Origin of the sequence: Janthinobacterium sp. PSPC1-1 (assembly GCF_049897625.1) — a bacterium.
In the GTDB taxonomy this organism is placed as follows: Bacteria; Pseudomonadota; Gammaproteobacteria; order Burkholderiales; family Burkholderiaceae_D; genus Janthinobacterium; species Janthinobacterium tructae.
Map to the genome: position 1 here is coordinate 502950 of NZ_JAFCWP010000004.1, position 17074 is coordinate 520023.

Below are 17074 nucleotides of genomic sequence, written 5' to 3' on the forward strand. Positions count from 1 at the left end.
CCATGGAGAATGGCTGCGGCTGTATCGCGCCGAAGGCGGCGATCATAGCACGCAACTATTTTTCCCAGGAGCACGCCTGCGGCCACGCTAGCGCGCCGCGATCGGCAGCGCCGCCCCCCGTTCCAGCCGCATGCTGCCGTCGGCCACGCGCTGCGGCGGCACCATCATCACCAATTCCCCTGTTGCCGTGCCGTCGCTGCGGCGGTCGATGCGCACCTTGAGCTTGCGGTCGAGGGCGACAAATACGTTGGGCGCGGCGGCGACGATGCGGTGTTCCTCGCCGTCCCCCACCTTGGCGTACAGCAAGCCGCCGTACTGGCGCAGGCGCAGGCTCTGGCCATTGGCCAAGGTGTACTCGCCCGCATATGGCTGGAAGTCTTCGCGGCTGAGGTAGCGGGGCTGGGCGGGCGGCGTGATGCGCAGCGACAGGGCCGGCACTTCGACCGTGCGCTGCGGCGGCAGCACCTGGGCCGTGGCCAGGGCGCTGGCGGCGATGACGATGATGGAAATCACGGTATTTTTCATGCTGAATACTCCTTTCTGGTGAATGGGCTGGCGCCCTGGTGGATCCTGGCGATCAGTTCGCCCTGGCGCGCCGTGCCCGTCTTGTCGTAGATGTGGTGCAGATGCGTCCTGACGGTGTTGATGGAGACGCCCGTATCGGCGGCGATGCGGTCGATGGCAGCGCCTTGCGCCAGCGCCTGGGCCACTTGCGCTTCGGCCTGCGTCAGGTCAAACAGCTGCTGCAGCGCAGGGACGGCGATGGCCGGCGCCTGTGGGTCGCGCGCCAGCACCAGGGCGCATGGGCGCTGCCGCAACGGGCCTTGCGGCGGCTGGAAGGGCGCCACGGTCAGGCACAGGTCGGGCGCACCCAGGCGCGGCAGGCGCAGGGCGCTGGCCACGGGCGCGGCGACCCGCTTGCTTTTGCCGGTGCCGATGGCTTGCCGCACGGCTTGCGCCAGTTGCGGCAGCGCGCACCAGCGGGGGCTGCCGCCAGCCGGGCAATGCAGGCTGCGTTCCAGGCCGGGACCGAACAGGGCCAGTGCGCTGGCATTCGCGTAGAGCACGTCGAGCCGGCTATCTACCAGCAGCACGGCCGTGTCGAGCGCGTCGAGCGCCGCGCGCGTGGTGCGTTCCTGCATGCCGCTCTGGGCCAGGCGGGCGCGGATGCGCAGGGCACGCTGCAGGTGCGGCAGCAGCGTTTGCAATTGCGCCTGCACCAGTGGGCTGTCCGCAAACGGCCCCTGCGCGTGCTGGCGGTGCACACCCAGCAGGGCAGCTTCCCCGGGCGCCATGGGCAAGATCGCGCCGATGACGTGGTAAAGGTCATGCGGGCGGCAAAAGTCGGCATAAAATTCCGTGCGCTCGAAATCGCGCGGACGAATGTGCTCCGCGCTGCCGTGTACCTGGCCCACGCCCAGGCGGTACGCCAGTTTCGCCCAGATATCGTGCTGCCAGTAATACGCTTCATAGGCGCTGGTGGTCTCCTTACCGAAGTGCCCCGCAGGATTGAGCAGCTGCGCGCCGCTGTCGCTTTGCAGGATCAAGCTGGTGTCACTGGCGCCGCCGAAGGCATCGGCCAGGTCGCGGCACAGCTGCGGCCACAGTGCATCATCGAGCGCCGCGTCATACAGGCGGGCGATCAATGCCTGCTGCTGCGCTGTCATTGGCATGTCCATGGCGTCCGCCAGCTCGTGCCAGGGTCAGCGGCCTGGAAAGCCCAGCGTGGCCAGATGCTCGCCCTGCGCGCTGCCATCGGCCAACTGGCGTGCCGGCACCACCATCACCAGCTCGCCGCCCACGCTGCCATCGTCATGATGGTCGATGCGTACTTTCAGCTGTCGGTCCAGCGCGACGAAGGCATTGCGGCCCGTGGCGACGATGCGGTGTTCGGGCTGGTTGCCGATGCGCGCATACATGATGGTGCCGGCGCGGCGCAGCTGCAGGGTATCGCCATTCGACAAGTCGTAGGCGCCCACGAATTGCTGGAAGTCTTCGCGCGGCATGTGACGGGGCTGGGCTGGCACGTCGATGCTCAGCGAGTGAGCCGCCACGTCCACGGTCTTATCTTGCGGCAGGGTTTGCGCGCTCGCCGCCAGGCAGGTGGCTGACAGGCCCAGCAATGTGCTCAGGATGATGGTTTTCATGATGTCGTCCCTCGATGGTTGAGTGCCCCTGGCGCGTGGCCCGGTCGGGCGGGCGTGAGGCTGGAGCCAGTCTAGGCAAGGGCGCTGCGCTGCGCATCATTCATCCGAATGAGATGGGGATTGATATTTTGCGGGGTGCGGTTATCTGGCGTCAGGCAAAGTCGACCAAGGCACAGCGTCAGCAAAAATCTTTCATCAACGCAATCTCGCGCGGCAGTTTGTGGCGCGTGATGTAAGATTCGCACTATGTCCGATTTCACATTTACCGATTGCCCATGAGTTCAATAATCATTCCCGACGTCGCCCTGGTCGACAATACCGAACAACGCACGCCGCTGGTGCTCGTGCTGGACTGTTCCGGCAGCATGGATGGCGAGCCCGTCTCGCTGCTCAACGAAGGCCTGGCCTTGCTGGAACAGGAACTCAAGTCCGACGTGATCGCCGCCAAGCGCGTGCGCATCCTGGTGATTCAATATGGCGCCCACGATGAAGCGGTGGTCGCCAGCAACTGGTGCGACGCCATGGATTTCACGGCGCCCCGCCTTGAGGCGAACGGCACCACGCCGACCGGCGCGGCCGTGGAACTGGCGCTGGCGGAAATCGAGCAGGAAAAGCAGCGCTTCCGCGCCGCTGGCGTGGCGTACACGCGGCCATGGCTGTTTTTGATGTCGGACGGCGAGCCGACGGACCAATGGCAGCACGGCGCCGAACAGGCGCGCGCAGCCGAGCAGGCGAATAAAGTGGCGATCTTCCCCATCGCTGTGGGCGACCATGCGAATATCGATACCCTGGGACAGTTTTCCAGCCGTGGCGAACGGGGCGTGAAGCAGCTGAAGGGCTTGCAGTTCCGCGAACTGTTCCTGTGGCTGAGTGCCAGCATGCAAGTGGTGTCGCAATCGCGTCCCGGCGCGCAGGCGCAGCTGGCCTCGACGGACGGCTGGTCCGTCGTAAGCACCTGATCCATGACCGCAGTACAGAATACTTGGCGCGTGTTTGGCGCGTCCGTCACGGGCAAGGCGCACCTGGATAAAGCCATCCCTTGCCAGGATGCGCACGCGCACGCCGTCGTGAACGACGTGCTGGTGGCCATCGTCTGCGATGGCGCTGGTTCGGCCAGGCTGAGCGAGCAGGGCGCGCAGTTTGTTGCCGCGCAAACCGTGCAGGCGCTGGCCGGACGCCTGGAGCAGGGCGCCAGCGTGCAGGATTTGCATGACGGCGCGCTGGCGGGCACCCTGGCGCAAATCCGCGCCGCGCTGGACGACATCGCCCGCGCCGCCAACGCCAGCCTGGACGACTACGCTTCTACTGTGGTGGGCGTGGTCATGGGGCAAGATGCCGGCTTCTTCTTCCACCTGGGCGATGGCCTGGGCGTGGCGCAGCTGGGCGATGGTGGCGAACTCATCTCGCTGCCTGTCAACGGAGAATACGCCAACGAAACCTATTTTCTGTCGGGCGAGCGCTGGCGCGAACAGTTGCGCCTGTTGCCGATTCCCCAGTCCGCGCGCGGCGTGGTGCTGATGTCCGATGGTTGCATGCCCTTTGCCATGAGCAAGAACAATGCGGCGCTGTATGCGCCCTTCATGGATGCCGTGCAAGGCTATCTGCGCACGGTCGAGAGCGTTGAGCTGGGCAATGCGGCGCTGGCGTCCACCCTGGCGGACCCGCGCACGCACCAGATTACGGGCGATGACAAGACCCTGCTGCTGGCCTTGCGCGCATGAGCCAGAAGCAAGGCGTGACACCGGGCCTGAGTCCGGGCGGCAAGATCTGGCTGGATAAAGTCCGGACGCTGGTGCTAGGCAAACTCGTCAAGAGCGGCGGCGCGGGCAGCGTGTATCTGCTACCCGGCGCGCCTGCGCAGGTCGCCAAGCTGTACCACCCGCATCTGGACCGGGCCGCCAACCGGCGCAAGCTCGAAGCGATGCTGGAATTGTCGCCCGAGTTGCCCGATCAAGTAGAAAACGGCAAGCGCTACGTGCAGATCGCCTGGCCGCAAGCGGCCGTGTTCGACGGCCAGGGCGGCTTTGCCGGCTTCGTCATGCCTCTGCTGGACATGGCGCAGACGGCCGAGCTGGAACAGATCATGCAGGAGCGGCAAGCGCGCGCGGCCGGCCTGCCCACAGGGCTCGGTCCCAAGCTGACCCTGGCCGCCAACCTGGCCGCCGTCATCGATGCGCTGCACCAGCAGCAGCATTACGTGGTCGATTTAAAACCCGTGAACCTGCGTTTCTATCGCGATTCGCTGTACATCGCCATGCTCGACTGCGACGGTTTCAGCATCCAGGGCCATGCGGAGCGCTTTCCTGCCGAGCAATTCACAGCCGACTACCTGGCGCCGGAATTCCAGCGCAAGGGCATGCCGGCGGGCACGGAAATGGCGCAAGACCGCTTCGCGCTGGCCGTCGTCATCTTCCAGTTGCTGAACTTCGGCATCCACCCGTACAGCGGGCGGCCCGGCAATGCCCAAGTGGCGACCGATATTCCCGGGCGCATCCGCGACGGCTGCTATGCGTATGGGATAAAACGCCATAAGCAGCTGGCGCCAAACGCCACCAGCGGCCACGCACTGATGCCGCCCGAACTGCGCGCCATGTTCGACCGCGCGTTTTCCCCGGCACCGCAGCCCCAGCGGCCATCAGCGGCCGACTGGGCGCAGTTGCTGCGCGGCTACGCACAGCGCAGCGGCGGCAAGTTGGTCATTTGCGCCGTGAATCCCGAACACCAGCATTTTGCAGGCCAGGGTTGCGCCGCCTGCGCGCGCGACAAGGTCATCGTCGCAGCGGGGCAGGCGTCCGTGCAGGCGCAGCAGCAGATACTGGCCCAGTCTCAGCCTCAGCAGTCGCAGCGCAGCGCGCGCGGCGCGCACCATACGGCACCGGGGCAGGCGCCCGTCACCATTCCAGTGACGGGCAATACGGGCGGCGGCATCACGGGCAAGGGCTGGGCCGTGGTGGTGCTGCTGATCGTGCTGTTCCTGATCGGCTTTACGGCCTGGACCTCGTCGCCCGATGAAGCCAAGGCCAAGGCCAGCCTGCAGGCGCAAGCCGACCAGGCGGCGGGCCTGGAAATATTTCGCTGGCGCCCGCGCAAGGCGGCGGGTTTCTACCAGTCCGATGCGCGCAAGGCCGTGCGCAGCCTGTCGCAAGCGATCAGCAAGGGCGACGATGACGCCGTCACGCGCGGCTTGCAGCTGCTGTACCGGGCCGGCGAAGAAAAGCCGTCCGGCTACGCTGGCGACCCGACGCGCATGCGGCTGCTCACCAGCCTGATGGAAGGCCTGGGGGCGATGCCGGGCTACACCCCCGAATTGTCGGCTACCTATCTCGACAAGTTGCAAGCCGACCCGCGCGACTATCTGGCGGCGGCGGCCATGGGGCGCATGCACTTGAGCCTGAACGAACCGCAGGCGGCGCGCCAGTATTTCGAGCAAGCCGTGTGGGCACGCCCGACCGATGGCGTGGCCTGGCTGGGCATCGCGGCCACTGCCCTGCTGCGCGGCGGCGATGAGCGCGATGCCGTGAACCTGGTGGCCCTGGCGCAGCTGACCGCTTACCGATATGCCGTGCAGAACGCCATACCGGCGGAACCGGGCGAACCGGCCGACAACGGCGTCGCCCGTACGATGCAGCGCATGGATCTGAACGCCAAGGTGCTGCGTCTGGCCCAGCCGGGCGCTTACCAGAAGCGCTGGGACAAGGTGCTGGCCGATGGCGCGCTGCTGGCGGCCAGGCTCAAGGCCATGCCGCCCTTGCGGGACCAGGTCGGCGGCGTACAGCGCGAGACGATGACGACGGTTGCTTATGGCGTGCTTGACGAAAAGCACGCAACGGGTGAAAACCGCCTGACCCTGACCATCGCGGCCGACGGTACGCTGAGCTATGCGGCGGCCGAGTTGCCGATGGAGCCGATGCTCAACAAGGTGCTGCTCGATAGCGTCAAGCGCTGGACCTACTTGCCGGCCGTGCAGCACGGTCAATTGCAGGATGCCAAGGTGGTGGTGCTGGTGCGCTACCGAGATGGCCGGGTCAGCTTCGTGCCGGGCGGTGTGGCCGTCACGGCGGAAAATTAAAGGAATACCATGAAAATCAAGACCCTATGCGCCTTACTGGGCGCCTCCTTGCTGGCCTCAGGCATGGCGCAGGCGGACATCGTGCAGCGCCTGGTAGTGACAGCCATGGCGGCCGAGCCAGATAGCGAAGGCGGCGATGTGTTCAGTATTGCGGGCACGACGGCCTGCGGCGGCAAGCAGATACGCATGGATGCCCGCTCGGTGAACCTGGACGAGGCGCCTTACGACGCGCTGAAAGCTGGGCTGGCCAAGCAGATCCGCAGCAAGACGCCCATGCTCGTCAGCCTGAAAAAATGCCCGGACGATGCGAGCGTGCCCATCGTGCGCCAGATCGCCGCCTGCACACCTGCCAGCTGCGCCGATGGCCGGGCGCGCCTGTATCTGCACGAACGTTTCTTCCCCATAGAGCAAGAAAAAGCACCGAATGTGCTGCTGTTGCCCTTGCCGAAAGGCAAACTGCCGGGCACGTGGAAGGTGGACATTTACAGCGTGGCAGGCCACAAGCTGCGCCTGTCCGGCCATGTCAACAAGGCCGATTATGCCTCCGGTGAACTGGTGGGCGGGTATGTCTCGTATTACCCGAATGGCAAGATCAAAAAACAGGTGGCGCAGGATGGACAGGGCCGGCAGCACGGCATCGGCAGCAAGTACTTTCCCGATGGCACCCTGGAGTTGCGCGGTAATTGGCGCCATGGCTTGCCCGAGGGCGAGCACCAGCGTTATCACGCCACGGGCAAGCTGAGCGAGACGAGCAGCTACCGCGATGGCAAGCAGCTCGACGGGCCCGTGCAGAAGTTTGATGAAAATGGCAAGCTGAGCAGCAGCTACACTTTGCGCGACGGCAAGATGGAAGGCGAGATGCTCACGTACTTTCCGGATGGAAAAATCTCCAGCCGCGCGGAAATGCAGCACGGCAAGTTCAACGGCGTGAGCACTAATTATTATCCGGATGGCGCTGTGCTTGCCAGGATGACGCAGGTCAACGACCTGCCGACGGGCGAGGCGCTGGAGTTCTATCCTGACGGCAAGGTGCAAAGCCGCCAGCAGTATGGCGACAAAGGCGGGCTGCTGAGCGTGCAGCGCTACAGCCCCCAGGGCGTGCTGGTGCTGGAACGACGCTGGGATGCGAAATTACGCGAGCAGGGCACGTCGCGCTCGTGGTACGAGAATGGCAAGCCCGAGCAGTCCATCGAGTACGTGAATGACCGGCGCGAGGGATGGAGCCGCAGTTGGCGCGAGGATGGCAGCCTGAAGAATGAATGCCAGTATGTGGCCGGCAAGGCCCAGGGCGATTGCGGCGAAGCGCCGCCAGCGCCGGAATTGTTGCGCAAGGAGCAGGCATGGCGCGCACTTTGAACCATTTGTTTGGCACCATGCTGCTGTTGCCGGCGCTGGCCCACGCCGAGATTGAGCAGCGGCAAATAGTCACAGCGATCAAGGCGACGCCCGACGGCGATGTGCTGACCCTCGCCAGCGACAGCGGCTGCGGCGGCAGGCAGGTGCTGATGAATGCCGTTTCCGTGCGCCTCGATGAGGATCAATATGTTGCCATGAAGCATCAATTGGCTCCCTTGATCCGCGACAAGACGCCCTTGCTGATGCGTATCAAATCCTGTCCCGCACCGGGTGGTGCCGGACCGCTCGCCATGCCCGATGTCGGCAAGCTGGGCGGCTGCGAGCCGCAAGCCTGTGCCGATGGCAAGGCGCGCTTGTACCTGAATCACAATCTGACGCGCGGCGAAGTGATGGAGCAGGCGCGCTATGCGTTGCTCCTGCCGCTGCCGCCAGGCAAGACGCCGGGCACCTGGCAAGTCGAGATCTATCACGTGCGCGAAGGCGAACCGAAGCGGCTGACGGGCTTGGTCAACGCTCCCGACTATCTGCGCGGCAAGCTGGTGGGTAACTACAGCATGTATTACCCGCATGGACAAGTCGAGATGCAGGTGGCGCGCGATGGACGCAGCTTGCAGGAGGGCGTGCAGACCCTGTATTACCCGGACGGCAAGGTTTCCATGCGCAACACGTGGCGCAATGGCGTGCAGGAGGGGGAGGAACAGACTTATCACCAGAATGGCAAGCTGATCGAGTCGCGCACCTACCGCAATGGCGCCCCCGCCGATGGCCTGGTGGAAACCTTCGACCAGGATGGCAAGCTGCGCACGCGCATGACCCAGGTCAAGGGCCAGACGGAGGGCGAGCTGCTGCTGTTCTATCCGGATGGCACCGTGGAAAGCCGCAGCCAGTATGACAACGGCATCCAGACGGGGCAGAGCACCGGCTATTTCGCGGATGGCAAGGTGCAGCGCACCGCCACCTACGTGGACGGCAAGCCTGCCGGCGAGAGCGTCGAATATTATCCTGACGGCAAGGTCGCCAGCAAGCGCACGCACAGCGACCATTATGTGTTGCGCAGCGAGCAGCGCTTCAGCCGGGCCGGCGTATTGATCGTGCACAAACAGTGGAACGCGGGCGGGCGCGAGGAGGGCGCATTGCGTTCCTGGTATGCCGATGGCAAGCCGAGGCAGCTGATTGAATATGTCGATGGTGAACGTCAGGGCTGGACGCGGCACTGGCACGCAGATGGCGGCCTGGAAAGCGAATGCCGTTATGTAGCCGATGTGGCGCAGGGGGAGTGTATGGGCGACTCGGCCAGGTTTTCGTATGTCGAGGACGGCATCGAGTATACGATGCCGTAGCGCTGAGCGCGACCATAGCGCGTCAGTTCACAGGCAAGATCCGACCTGCAGTGGTATGCAGTTGATATGAACTCCAGTCGACTTGCCTTACTTGCCATCGCCTCAATTGACTTTTAGCGGAACTTCCACCACTTCTACCCGGTCATGAGTTAGCCCAGGAAAGTATGTTGCCCTGATTGCTTTGTATCCAACAAGCATAGGTTCGGGTACGATTAGCTCATCTGTTTCGTTCGCCTTCACCTGGATAGAGGAATCGAGCTTGCCTGCATTAATTAAAGCAGCATTGAATTTAATGCTGGCACCAGCATTGTCGACTACTTTAAAGCTAACGCCCTCTGCTCCCAAGACATCAAACACAAAAAGATTATTTTTGTTAGTCAGGGCTCTGAAACATTCTGAATCTCTGGACATTGACGCCATTTCTTGCTTCAGGTCCGATGTTTCATATCGCTGGCGATACGGTGATTTAAGTGCAAGATTGATTTTTTTGTCCTTATTTGAGCTGGCCATCGCATTGATGTCGACCTTGCTTTTCAATGCTTCCGCAACCTGATAGCTGACAGAACCATCTGCACTGTAGTTTACTGATTTTTCCAAAATTCCGACCGAATACTTTAATGGTTTAGATTTGAAGCAAGAAGCACCACTTTTTACGATAATTTCGCGTTTTTTATCATCAAAGGTGATAATTGTTCCTATTCCATCCCCAGATCTTGGCGGGTACCAGGCATCAAAACTTGAGTCTTGCAGTTCTTTTTTCCATACATCCGATGTCGAGCTGCAAGCCGATAAGAGCAAGCTTAGGATCATAATTGAAAAGATTTTCATTCTGTTTTCCTCCAGTAATCGATATTGTACAAAGCAGCGTTTAAACGTTCCATTCGCTCTTCTATGGGCGGATGACTGCCTCCCATTCTTTCTTTCTCGTAATCGGTTTCAGAAAGCAAGGTCCATAGCATGGCGGGGCCGGAGGTCAGCGCATCTGCAGTCGCGCTATCTTCTGTGTTGTTGTTAGTGTCGAGACTGTATGTCATGGCTATCGCCTTTGCGCGTGTCAATGCAGAGTCCGGATGTATGATATCAACCACGGCAGCTGCGAGCATATCGGAACGCAACTCACGCTCGGTTTGCAATAGCGATGAATCTGTATCAAATAATATATGGGCAATTTCATGTGCCAAGAGAAATTCGATGGATTCTAAGAATTCTTCGTTCGCCTTGTCTAGCGTCGTTGCTGCCTTAACTAATGGCAATAATCCCTTGGAATTCATGGCATCGGCCAGCGTCGCGTAAATGGACGGTCTTGTTTCACCTGCTGCCGGGATGGCGTTTAATAATCGTTTTGTGAGAGCAAGTAAGTTGGTAGGGGCATCAAGATTCAATTTGCGACAGAAGAGTAAAGCTTCGGCGCTGCCAAAGATGATTTGGTAGTCGGCAGCATCAAGAGCCTGATTGCCTGTAGGACTGTCAGCATCATATTTGATACCTATATGCGGAAATTTTTTCTGTGTCATCTGGTTGGGGTATAGTTTCATGCCGCCGGCTAGCGCGGGGAGAATGTATTTCTGCAGACGTTCCACTACTACTTTTTTTAAATTTTCCCCATTGATTTTTTTGTTATCTTTTGAATCGCATACCTGGATCAAGGGCAAGCTTTCGGAAATATTATTAAGGTGCATGATCGATTTTCGCAGTGGTAGTAATTCCGCAGCGCTGATATGCATATTATTTGTGGGGTTTTCAATGCCCGGAGCAGGCAAGCGATCTATCCAGAGCCGTACTTTGTCTTCGCTGGATGTGATTGCATTTTCAAGCAATCGTCTATAGGCTAGATTGAAATATTCCATAATGGATTGCATGATTGTATCTGCGTCATTTCCATTTGGGAATGATATTCTTTGTGACGCATACGCATATTTCGTTGACTCCCGTAATGAATCTACGATTGATGGGAATTTGTCAAGAAATCTATTTTTCACATTGTCAGGATTTACTGCCATCATTGCTCTTGTTACTGTAACAAGAGGAAGCAGTGATGCCGGACTCAGATCATTATCAATGCATGCAGCAGGTAGGCCTTTAAATTCACCATCGTTTATCGGGATGGCCATGGTACTTTCGTAGAAGTCTAGGCATCTATTTGCCCATGGATATTTTTTTAGTGATAAACTTGCCTCGTCACGGTGTGTTTTTGCGTATAGTTTAAAAACGGGAGCTAATATTTCAGATAATTCATTCAATTTTGGTCGTATCTCTTTGTACAGCAATATATATGAATCTTCGACTGCGGCTTGCATTTCTTCCGCCGCCATATCACCTTTGTAATTGATGAGTAGCTGAAAAAGATTTCCTTCTGTTTCTTTTGCTGCGTGTAATAAAGGGCGCGTATAGAGAGGATCTAGGCTTTCTGCCATAGTAAGGGACGGGCGCTCCACGGTATCTGGTGCATTATTTTTCCAGGCTGCACATCCGGTCAAAGCCAGAAATGCAAAGCATGATTGAAAAAAAGTCTTCGATGCACTATATTTTCTTGTGGACATATTTCCTCCTGCTACATAAATTTTGAATATTTATATATTAGGTAAGGTACCATTAAAATTTTCATTTAATAATATGATGATGGATTTGTTGATCTATATATAAAGTCATGTGAGACTTTCGTATATAGATTGCATAATAGATAGTTTTTTCAGCCCGCGAACGCGGGCACGGTGTGCGACGGGAGACCCGAAGAAGGGGGTGGAGGGATGGCGGAAAATGCGCTGACCACAGCGCATTTATTGGTGACGTGAGTGGAATTGACAAATCCGGCCAGTGCCGGGCCACTACATTTACCTATGCGGCGGCGTCAGCACGCTGGCGATGGCCTTCGGCAAGGTTTCCGGATAATCGCGGCTGAAGTGCAGGCCGCGGCTTTCGCGGCGCGACAGGGCGCTGTTGACGATCATCGAGGCCACGTCGACCAGGTTGCGCAGCTCCAGCAAGTCGTGCGTGATGCGGAAGTTGCGGTAGTACTCGTCGATTTCTTCCTTCAGCAGGGCGATGCGGTGCTGGGCGCGTTCCAGGCGCTTCGTCGTGCGCACGATGCCCACGTAATTCCACATGAAGCGGCGCAGTTCGTCCCAGTTGTGGGAAATCACCACTTCTTCATCCGCATCCGTGACGCGGCTTTCATCCCAGTCGGGCAGATACGGGGTGCCCAGCTTTTCCTTGCTTTCGATATCTTGCGCGCAGGCGCGGCCGATGACGATGCATTCCAGCAAGGAATTGCTCGCCAGGCGGTTCGCGCCATGCAGACCCGTGCAGGCCGTCTCGCCCACCGCATACAGGCCCGGCAAGTCGGCGCGGCCCGCCAAATCCGTTACCACGCCGCCGCACGTGTAGTGAGCGGCCGGCACGATGGGGATAGGCTGCTTGGTGATGTCGATGCCCAGTTCCAGGCAGCGCGCGTAAATGGTGGGGAAGTGCTCGATGAGGAATGCGGCCGGCTTGTGGCTGATGTCCAGGTGCACGTAGTCGAGGCCGCGTTTCTTGATCTCGAAGTCGATGGCGCGCGCCACCACGTCGCGCGGCGCCAGCTCGGCCCGCTCATCGTGGGCCAGCATGAAGCGCGTGCCCGCTGCCGCGCCCGCTTCAGGCGGCAATTTCAGCAATCCTCCTTCGCCACGGATGGCTTCGGTGATCAGGAAAGACTTGGCATACGGGTGGTACAGGCAAGTCGGGTGGAACTGGATGAATTCCATGTTCGACACGCGGCAGCCGGCGCGCCAGGCCATGGCGATGCCGTCGCCGCTGGCCGTGTCGGGATTCGTTGTATATAAATACACTTTGCCTGCGCCGCCCGTGGCCAGCACGGTGTGCTCGGCGGCAAAGGTATGCACCTTGCCCGTTTGCTCATCCTGCACGTACAGGCCGTGGCAATGCGGTTGCGCGTTGCGCTGGGTCGGCTTCATGCCCAGCTTGTCCGAGGTGATCAGGTCGATGGCGCAATGGTGTTCGAACAGGCTGATGTTCGGGTGGGCGCGCACCTTTTCTTCCAGGGTCACTTGCACGGCGTGCCCGGTGGCGTCGGCCGCGTGAATGATGCGGCGCTGGCTGTGTCCGCCCTCGCGGGTCAAATGAAAACCCAGCTCGGCCGAGGCATCGCGCGTAAATGGTACGCCTTGCTCGATCAGCCATTCGATGGCTTCGCGGCCGTGCTCGACGATGTAGCGCGTGGCGCTCTCGTCGCACAGGCCGCCGCCCGCGATCAGGGTGTCTTCGATGTGCTGCTGGTGGCTGTCGCCCGAGTCCAGCACGGCCGCGATCCCGCCCTGCGCCCAGTTGCTGGCGCCATCGAGCAGCGCGCGTTTGGAAATGATCGCGACAGTGCGCGTCTCAGCTAAATGCAGTGCAACCGATAAACCCGCCAGGCCACTGCCGACAATCGCTACATCAAATTTCATGACATTCATCTCTTTTAGGGGAAGCATACTATATGCCATTTCCCCTCATTCGGTAATGTGTTGAGATAAATTATGCAAGCGAAAGATAGCTGGGGCCGTAGCTTGTGACGCATCAATGTCTTCGCGGAACAGTTCGCCATCATGGCAAGACAGCAGCAGGCCGCCTTGTGCGCGGCGTGACGCTTTTTGCCGCAGGAGGAACCATGATCCGCATCTTCAGCCATTATGTCTCGAAAACAGCATTTATTCTGCTGTTGCTGGAAATCCTGATCCTGCTGCTGTCGGCCACCCTGACATCGATGCTGTGGCTGGCGGACGGCAGCCGCGTGCTGCGCGTGGGCGAGATTTACCTGTCGTCCACGATCTTTGCGCTGGTCATCGTGCTGAGCATGAGCGCGCTGGGCATGTATCAGCACCGCTCGCGCGAAGACATCCGCAACACGCTATTGCGCATCCTGCCTTCGTTCGCGCTGGGCTTTGCCGTGCTCAGCGTCTTGATCCGTTTTGTCCCGTCCCTGCATTTCGGGCGCGGCAGCGTGCTGATCTTCGGCCTGGGTGCCATCGGCGTGCTGCTGGCGCGCCTGGTGGTGTTCAAATCCTCGCAATCGGCGCTGATGGAAGGCAGGCTGATCCTGGTGGGCGGCGGGGCGTTGGCGCGCGAGTGCATGGAATTGGCTGCCAGCAAGATCGGTTTCCACCAGTTTACGGTCGTCGGCTGCATTGATGTGGCGGGAGAGCAATGCTGCGTGCCGGCCTCGGCCTTGCTGCCGGCCGAACCGTCGCTGCTGGCCATGGCCCAGCGCCATGCGGCGCATGAGATCGTCGTCTCCGTCAGCGACCGGCGCAATGGTGCGTTTCCTGCCAAGCAACTACTGGAATGCGCGCTGGGCGGCGTCAAGGTGATCGACGCTGCCACGTTTTTCGAGCGCGAAGCATGCCAGATCCGTATCGATTCCTTGCAACCGAGCTATCTGATCTATGGCGGCGGCTTCGACCAGAGTTTTTTCCGCGCCGCCTCGAAGCGTTTGTTCGACCTGGCGGCAAGCAGCATCATCTGCCTGGCGGCGCTGCCCGTGATGCTGGTGACGGCCCTGTGCATCCGCCTGGAAGACGGCGGCCCCGTGTTTTACCAGCAAGAAAGGGTGGGACGCGACGGCTTGCCTTTCAATGTGCTGAAATTTCGCAGCATGCGCTGCGATGCGGAGCGCGACGGCAAGCCCATCTGGGCGCTGACCAACGATGCGCGCATCACGCGCGTGGGTAATGTTATTCGCAAGCTGCGCATCGACGAGCTGCCGCAGATGCTCAATGTGTTTCGCGGAGAAATGAGTTTTGTGGGGCCGCGCCCCGAGCGCGCCTACTTTGTCGAGCAACTCAAGCAGCAGGTGCCGTACTACAACATCCGTCACAGCATCAAACCGGGCATCACGGGCCTGGCGCAGGTGCGCTACCAGTATGGCGCCTCCGTCGATGATGCCGTCAAGAAGCTGCAATACGATTTGTATTATGTGAAAAACAATAGCCTGTTCCTCGACTTGCTGATCTTGCTCGATACGGTGCAGGTGGTGCTGTTTGGCAAGGGCAGCCGATGATGCGGGAACAGTCGGACTGGCTGGCGGCGGCCGACGCGGCGGCCCTCAGCCATGGCCTGGCGTCGCTGGCCTTCTTCGTGCTGGCGCTGCTGCTCATCAGCAACTGGCGCGCGCGGCAAAATGTGCGCGCCTTGCTGGTCGCTTGCCTGGCGACGGGCGGCTGGGCCACGGGCACGGTGGTGCTGGTGCTGCTGGGGCAGCGCATCGCGCTGGCCGGCGATGCGCTGGAACTCCTGCGCACCCTGGCCTGGCTGGTGTTCTTGCTGCTGCTGATCGAGCCGTCGCGTCCCCGCTTGCGCTTAATGCTGGTGGGCATCGTCCTCACGGCGCTGGCGCCCGCGTTGTCCGCGCTGGCTTCGTCGTGGCTGGCGCTGCCTTTGCCTGCGCGCATCATCGCCAGCGTCAGCCGTTTGCTGCTGGCCGTACTGGGCATGTTGCTGGTGGAACAATGGTACCGCAATACGCCGCCCCTGAAACGCTGGGGCATCAAGTTCGCCTGCCTGGGCGTGGGCGGCCTGTTTGCCTACGATTTTTATCTGTACAGCGACGCCTTGCTGTTTCGCGCGATCAACGATGACATCTGGGCCGCGCGCGGCATCGTCGACGCCCTGTGCGCGCCGCTGCTGGCCGTCTCGGCCGCGCGCAATCCCGGCTGGGCGCTGGGCCTGTCCGTCTCGCGCCAGATGCTGTACCGCTCGGCCGCCTTGCTGGGCTCGGCCATCTATTTGCTGGCCATGGCGGCCAGCGCCTATTATTTGCGCTATTTCGGCGGCACCTGGGGTTCCTTGATGCAGATGGCTTACCTGGGCGGCGCAGCCCTGTTGCTGGCGGGCGTGCTATTTTCCGGCAGCCTGCGCGCCAAGCTCAAGGTCACCATTAATAAACACTTTTACAATGCCATCTTCGATTACCGCGAGGAATGGTTGCGTTTTACGCGGGCCTTGTCGGAAGATGGCCCGGCTCTGGGCGAACGCACGATACAAGCCATGGCGCAGCTAGTGGAGAGCCGCGCCGGTGCGCTGTGGATTTTGCGCGAGCAGGGGCAGTTTGCCCCGGCCGCCAGCTGGAACTGGCCACCGAGTACGTGGAGCGAGCCGGCGTCCGGCCCCCTGTGCCAGTTCCTGGAGGCAAGACTATGGGTGATCGACGTGCCCGACTGCCAGCACAACCCGCTCCAGTACGGCGGCTTGCAGTTGCCGCCCGCACTGCTGGCGCTGCCCGACGTGTGGCTGCTGGTGCCCCTGATGCTGCATGGCCAGCTTTTCGCCTTTGTCGCACTGGCGCGGCCCCGCACGCGTATCGGCCTGAACTGGGAAATCCGCGACGTGCTGAAAATTGCCGGCAGCCAGGCCGCCAGCTACCTGGCGCACCGCGAATCGCTCGACACCCTGACGGTGGCGCGCCAGTTTGACTCGTTCAACCGCATGTCCACTTTTATCGTGCACGACCTGAAAAACCTGGTGTTCCAGCTGTCCTTGTTATTGAGCAATGCGGAAAAGCACCGTGCCAATCCAGCCTTCCAGGAAGACATGCTGGGTACGTTAGAGCATTCCGTGCAGAAAATGAAGACCTTGCTGCAAAAGCTGGCGCGCGGCGAGGCGCCGGAAGCACCGGCGCCGCTGCAGCTCGACGGCTTGCTGCGCCAGGCCGTGGCCGCCAAGGCCAGCCTGGCGCCGGCGCCCCGGCTGGAAATCGTCGATGGCGAGCTGACGGTGCTGGCCAACCGCGCGCGCCTGGAAAGAGTGCTCGGTCATTTGATCCAGAACGCCATCGAGGCCACGGCCAGCGATGGCAAGGTGGACGTGCGGCTGCGGCGCGTACAGCACACGGCCGTGGTCGAACTCGACGATACGGGGCAGGGAATGAGCGAGCAATTCATCCGCGAACGCCTGTTCAAACCGTTTGACACGACCAAGACGGCGGGCATGGGCATCGGCGTGTTCGAAAGCCGCGAATACTTGCGCGAAGTGGGCGGCAGCCTGGAAGTGCGCAGTGAGCCGCAAGTGGGCACGACGTTTCGCGTGATCTTGCCGCTGCATGCGGCCATGGGGTCTGACCCGCCGGGGGAAATGCGCCTCAATGAGGCGAATTCCGATCCATAAGGACATACCCCAGATTTCCGCTG

At 60.7% G+C, this 17074-nt stretch carries 13 protein-coding genes; 7 read left to right on the forward strand and 6 right to left on the reverse strand.

The window, feature by feature from the left end:
- Window positions 1–87 precede the first annotated feature (87 nt).
- From ACP7EG_RS16005 to ACP7EG_RS16015, 3 genes are read right to left on the reverse strand one after another with little or no spacing between them, the layout of a single operon-like run.
- The gene (locus ACP7EG_RS16005) at window positions 88–525 is read right to left on the reverse strand and encodes a hypothetical protein (protein ID WP_426088384.1); all 438 of its coding nucleotides are present in this window, start codon (window positions 523–525) and stop codon (window positions 88–90) included.
- A complete protein-coding gene (locus ACP7EG_RS16010) occupies window positions 522–1679 on the reverse strand; it encodes a helix-turn-helix transcriptional regulator (protein WP_426088385.1) in 1158 nt (385 codons plus the stop codon). Before ACP7EG_RS16010 ends, ACP7EG_RS16005 begins: the two co-directional genes overlap by 4 nt.
- Window positions 1680–1703: 24 nt before the next feature.
- On the reverse strand, window positions 1704–2147 hold the full coding sequence (locus ACP7EG_RS16015; RefSeq protein ID WP_426088386.1) for a hypothetical protein: 444 nt from the start codon (window positions 2145–2147) through the stop codon (window positions 1704–1706).
- A 275-nt stretch (window positions 2148–2422) separates the two neighbouring features.
- Here ACP7EG_RS16015 and ACP7EG_RS16020 point away from each other — a divergent pair, with 275 nt between their 5' ends.
- From ACP7EG_RS16020 to ACP7EG_RS16040, 5 genes are read left to right on the forward strand one after another with little or no spacing between them, the layout of a single operon-like run.
- Entirely contained in the window at window positions 2423–3106 is a 684-nt protein-coding gene (locus ACP7EG_RS16020) for a vWA domain-containing protein (RefSeq protein ID WP_426088387.1), read from the forward strand.
- A 3-nt stretch (window positions 3107–3109) separates the two neighbouring features.
- A complete protein-coding gene (locus ACP7EG_RS16025) occupies window positions 3110–3868 on the forward strand; it encodes a PP2C family serine/threonine-protein phosphatase (RefSeq protein WP_426088388.1) in 759 nt (252 codons plus the stop codon).
- Window positions 3865–6216, forward strand: a complete 2352-nt coding sequence (locus ACP7EG_RS16030) for a hypothetical protein (protein WP_426088389.1) — start codon at window positions 3865–3867, stop codon at window positions 6214–6216. The genes ACP7EG_RS16025 and ACP7EG_RS16030 overlap by 4 nt, the downstream gene beginning before the upstream one ends.
- Window positions 6217–6225: 9 nt before the next feature.
- A complete protein-coding gene (locus ACP7EG_RS16035; protein ID WP_426088390.1) occupies window positions 6226–7572 on the forward strand; it encodes a toxin-antitoxin system YwqK family antitoxin in 1347 nt (448 codons plus the stop codon).
- Window positions 7557–8912 (forward strand): toxin-antitoxin system YwqK family antitoxin, encoded by a 1356-nt coding sequence (locus ACP7EG_RS16040; protein WP_426088391.1) that lies wholly within the window; start codon window positions 7557–7559, stop codon window positions 8910–8912. The genes ACP7EG_RS16035 and ACP7EG_RS16040 overlap by 16 nt, the downstream gene beginning before the upstream one ends.
- 102 nt (window positions 8913–9014) lie before the next feature.
- Here the strand turns inward: ACP7EG_RS16040 and ACP7EG_RS16045 are convergent, their stop codons facing one another.
- The 3 genes from ACP7EG_RS16045 to nadB form a co-directional block, all read right to left on the reverse strand.
- Window positions 9015–9740 (reverse strand): hypothetical protein, encoded by a 726-nt coding sequence (locus ACP7EG_RS16045; protein ID WP_426088392.1) that lies wholly within the window; start codon window positions 9738–9740, stop codon window positions 9015–9017.
- Window positions 9737–11452, reverse strand: a complete 1716-nt coding sequence (locus ACP7EG_RS16050) for a hypothetical protein (RefSeq protein WP_426088393.1) — start codon at window positions 11450–11452, stop codon at window positions 9737–9739. Before ACP7EG_RS16050 ends, ACP7EG_RS16045 begins: the two co-directional genes overlap by 4 nt.
- A gap of 291 nt (window positions 11453–11743) precedes the next feature.
- Window positions 11744–13357: an L-aspartate oxidase gene (gene nadB, locus ACP7EG_RS16055; RefSeq protein WP_096235333.1), complete on the reverse strand. Its 1614-nt coding sequence runs from the start codon at window positions 13355–13357 to the stop codon at window positions 11744–11746.
- A gap of 203 nt (window positions 13358–13560) precedes the next feature.
- On the opposite strand from nadB, the gene ACP7EG_RS16060 reads away from it, so the two are divergent.
- Together ACP7EG_RS16060 and prsK are read left to right on the forward strand one after the other, a co-directional pair.
- Window positions 13561–14949, forward strand: a complete 1389-nt coding sequence (locus tag ACP7EG_RS16060) for a TIGR03013 family XrtA/PEP-CTERM system glycosyltransferase (protein ID WP_426088394.1) — start codon at window positions 13561–13563, stop codon at window positions 14947–14949.
- The gene (gene prsK / locus ACP7EG_RS16065) at window positions 14946–17051 is read left to right on the forward strand and encodes an XrtA/PEP-CTERM system histidine kinase PrsK (protein WP_426088395.1); all 2106 of its coding nucleotides are present in this window, start codon (window positions 14946–14948) and stop codon (window positions 17049–17051) included. The genes ACP7EG_RS16060 and prsK overlap by 4 nt, the downstream gene beginning before the upstream one ends.
- Window positions 17052–17074 lie beyond the last annotated feature (23 nt).

What these genes read in the sequence shown, in the direction of transcription:
- ACP7EG_RS16060 (WP_426088394.1), top strand. Translation starts at nt 13,561, where the DNA reads ATGATCCGCATCTTCAGCCATTATGTCTCGAAAACAGCATTTATTCTG.
- ACP7EG_RS16040 (WP_426088391.1), top strand. Translation starts at nt 7,557, where the DNA reads ATGGCGCGCACTTTGAACCATTTGTTTGGCACCATGCTGCTGTTGCCG.
- ACP7EG_RS16015 (WP_426088386.1), bottom strand. Translation starts at nt 2,147, where the DNA reads ATGAAAACCATCATCCTGAGCACATTGCTGGGCCTGTCAGCCACCTGC.
- nadB (WP_096235333.1), bottom strand. Translation starts at nt 13,357, where the DNA reads ATGAAATTTGATGTAGCGATTGTCGGCAGTGGCCTGGCGGGTTTATCG.
- ACP7EG_RS16050 (WP_426088393.1), bottom strand. Translation starts at nt 11,452, where the DNA reads ATGTCCACAAGAAAATATAGTGCATCGAAGACTTTTTTTCAATCATGC.
- ACP7EG_RS16035 (WP_426088390.1), top strand. Translation starts at nt 6,226, where the DNA reads ATGAAAATCAAGACCCTATGCGCCTTACTGGGCGCCTCCTTGCTGGCC.
- ACP7EG_RS16025 (WP_426088388.1), top strand. Translation starts at nt 3,110, where the DNA reads ATGACCGCAGTACAGAATACTTGGCGCGTGTTTGGCGCGTCCGTCACG.
- ACP7EG_RS16020 (WP_426088387.1), top strand. Translation starts at nt 2,423, where the DNA reads ATGAGTTCAATAATCATTCCCGACGTCGCCCTGGTCGACAATACCGAA.
- ACP7EG_RS16010 (WP_426088385.1), bottom strand. Translation starts at nt 1,679, where the DNA reads ATGGACATGCCAATGACAGCGCAGCAGCAGGCATTGATCGCCCGCCTG.
- ACP7EG_RS16005 (WP_426088384.1), bottom strand. Translation starts at nt 525, where the DNA reads ATGAAAAATACCGTGATTTCCATCATCGTCATCGCCGCCAGCGCCCTG.
- ACP7EG_RS16030 (WP_426088389.1), top strand. Translation starts at nt 3,865, where the DNA reads ATGAGCCAGAAGCAAGGCGTGACACCGGGCCTGAGTCCGGGCGGCAAG.
- ACP7EG_RS16045 (WP_426088392.1), bottom strand. Translation starts at nt 9,740, where the DNA reads ATGAAAATCTTTTCAATTATGATCCTAAGCTTGCTCTTATCGGCTTGC.
- prsK (WP_426088395.1), top strand. Translation starts at nt 14,946, where the DNA reads ATGATGCGGGAACAGTCGGACTGGCTGGCGGCGGCCGACGCGGCGGCC.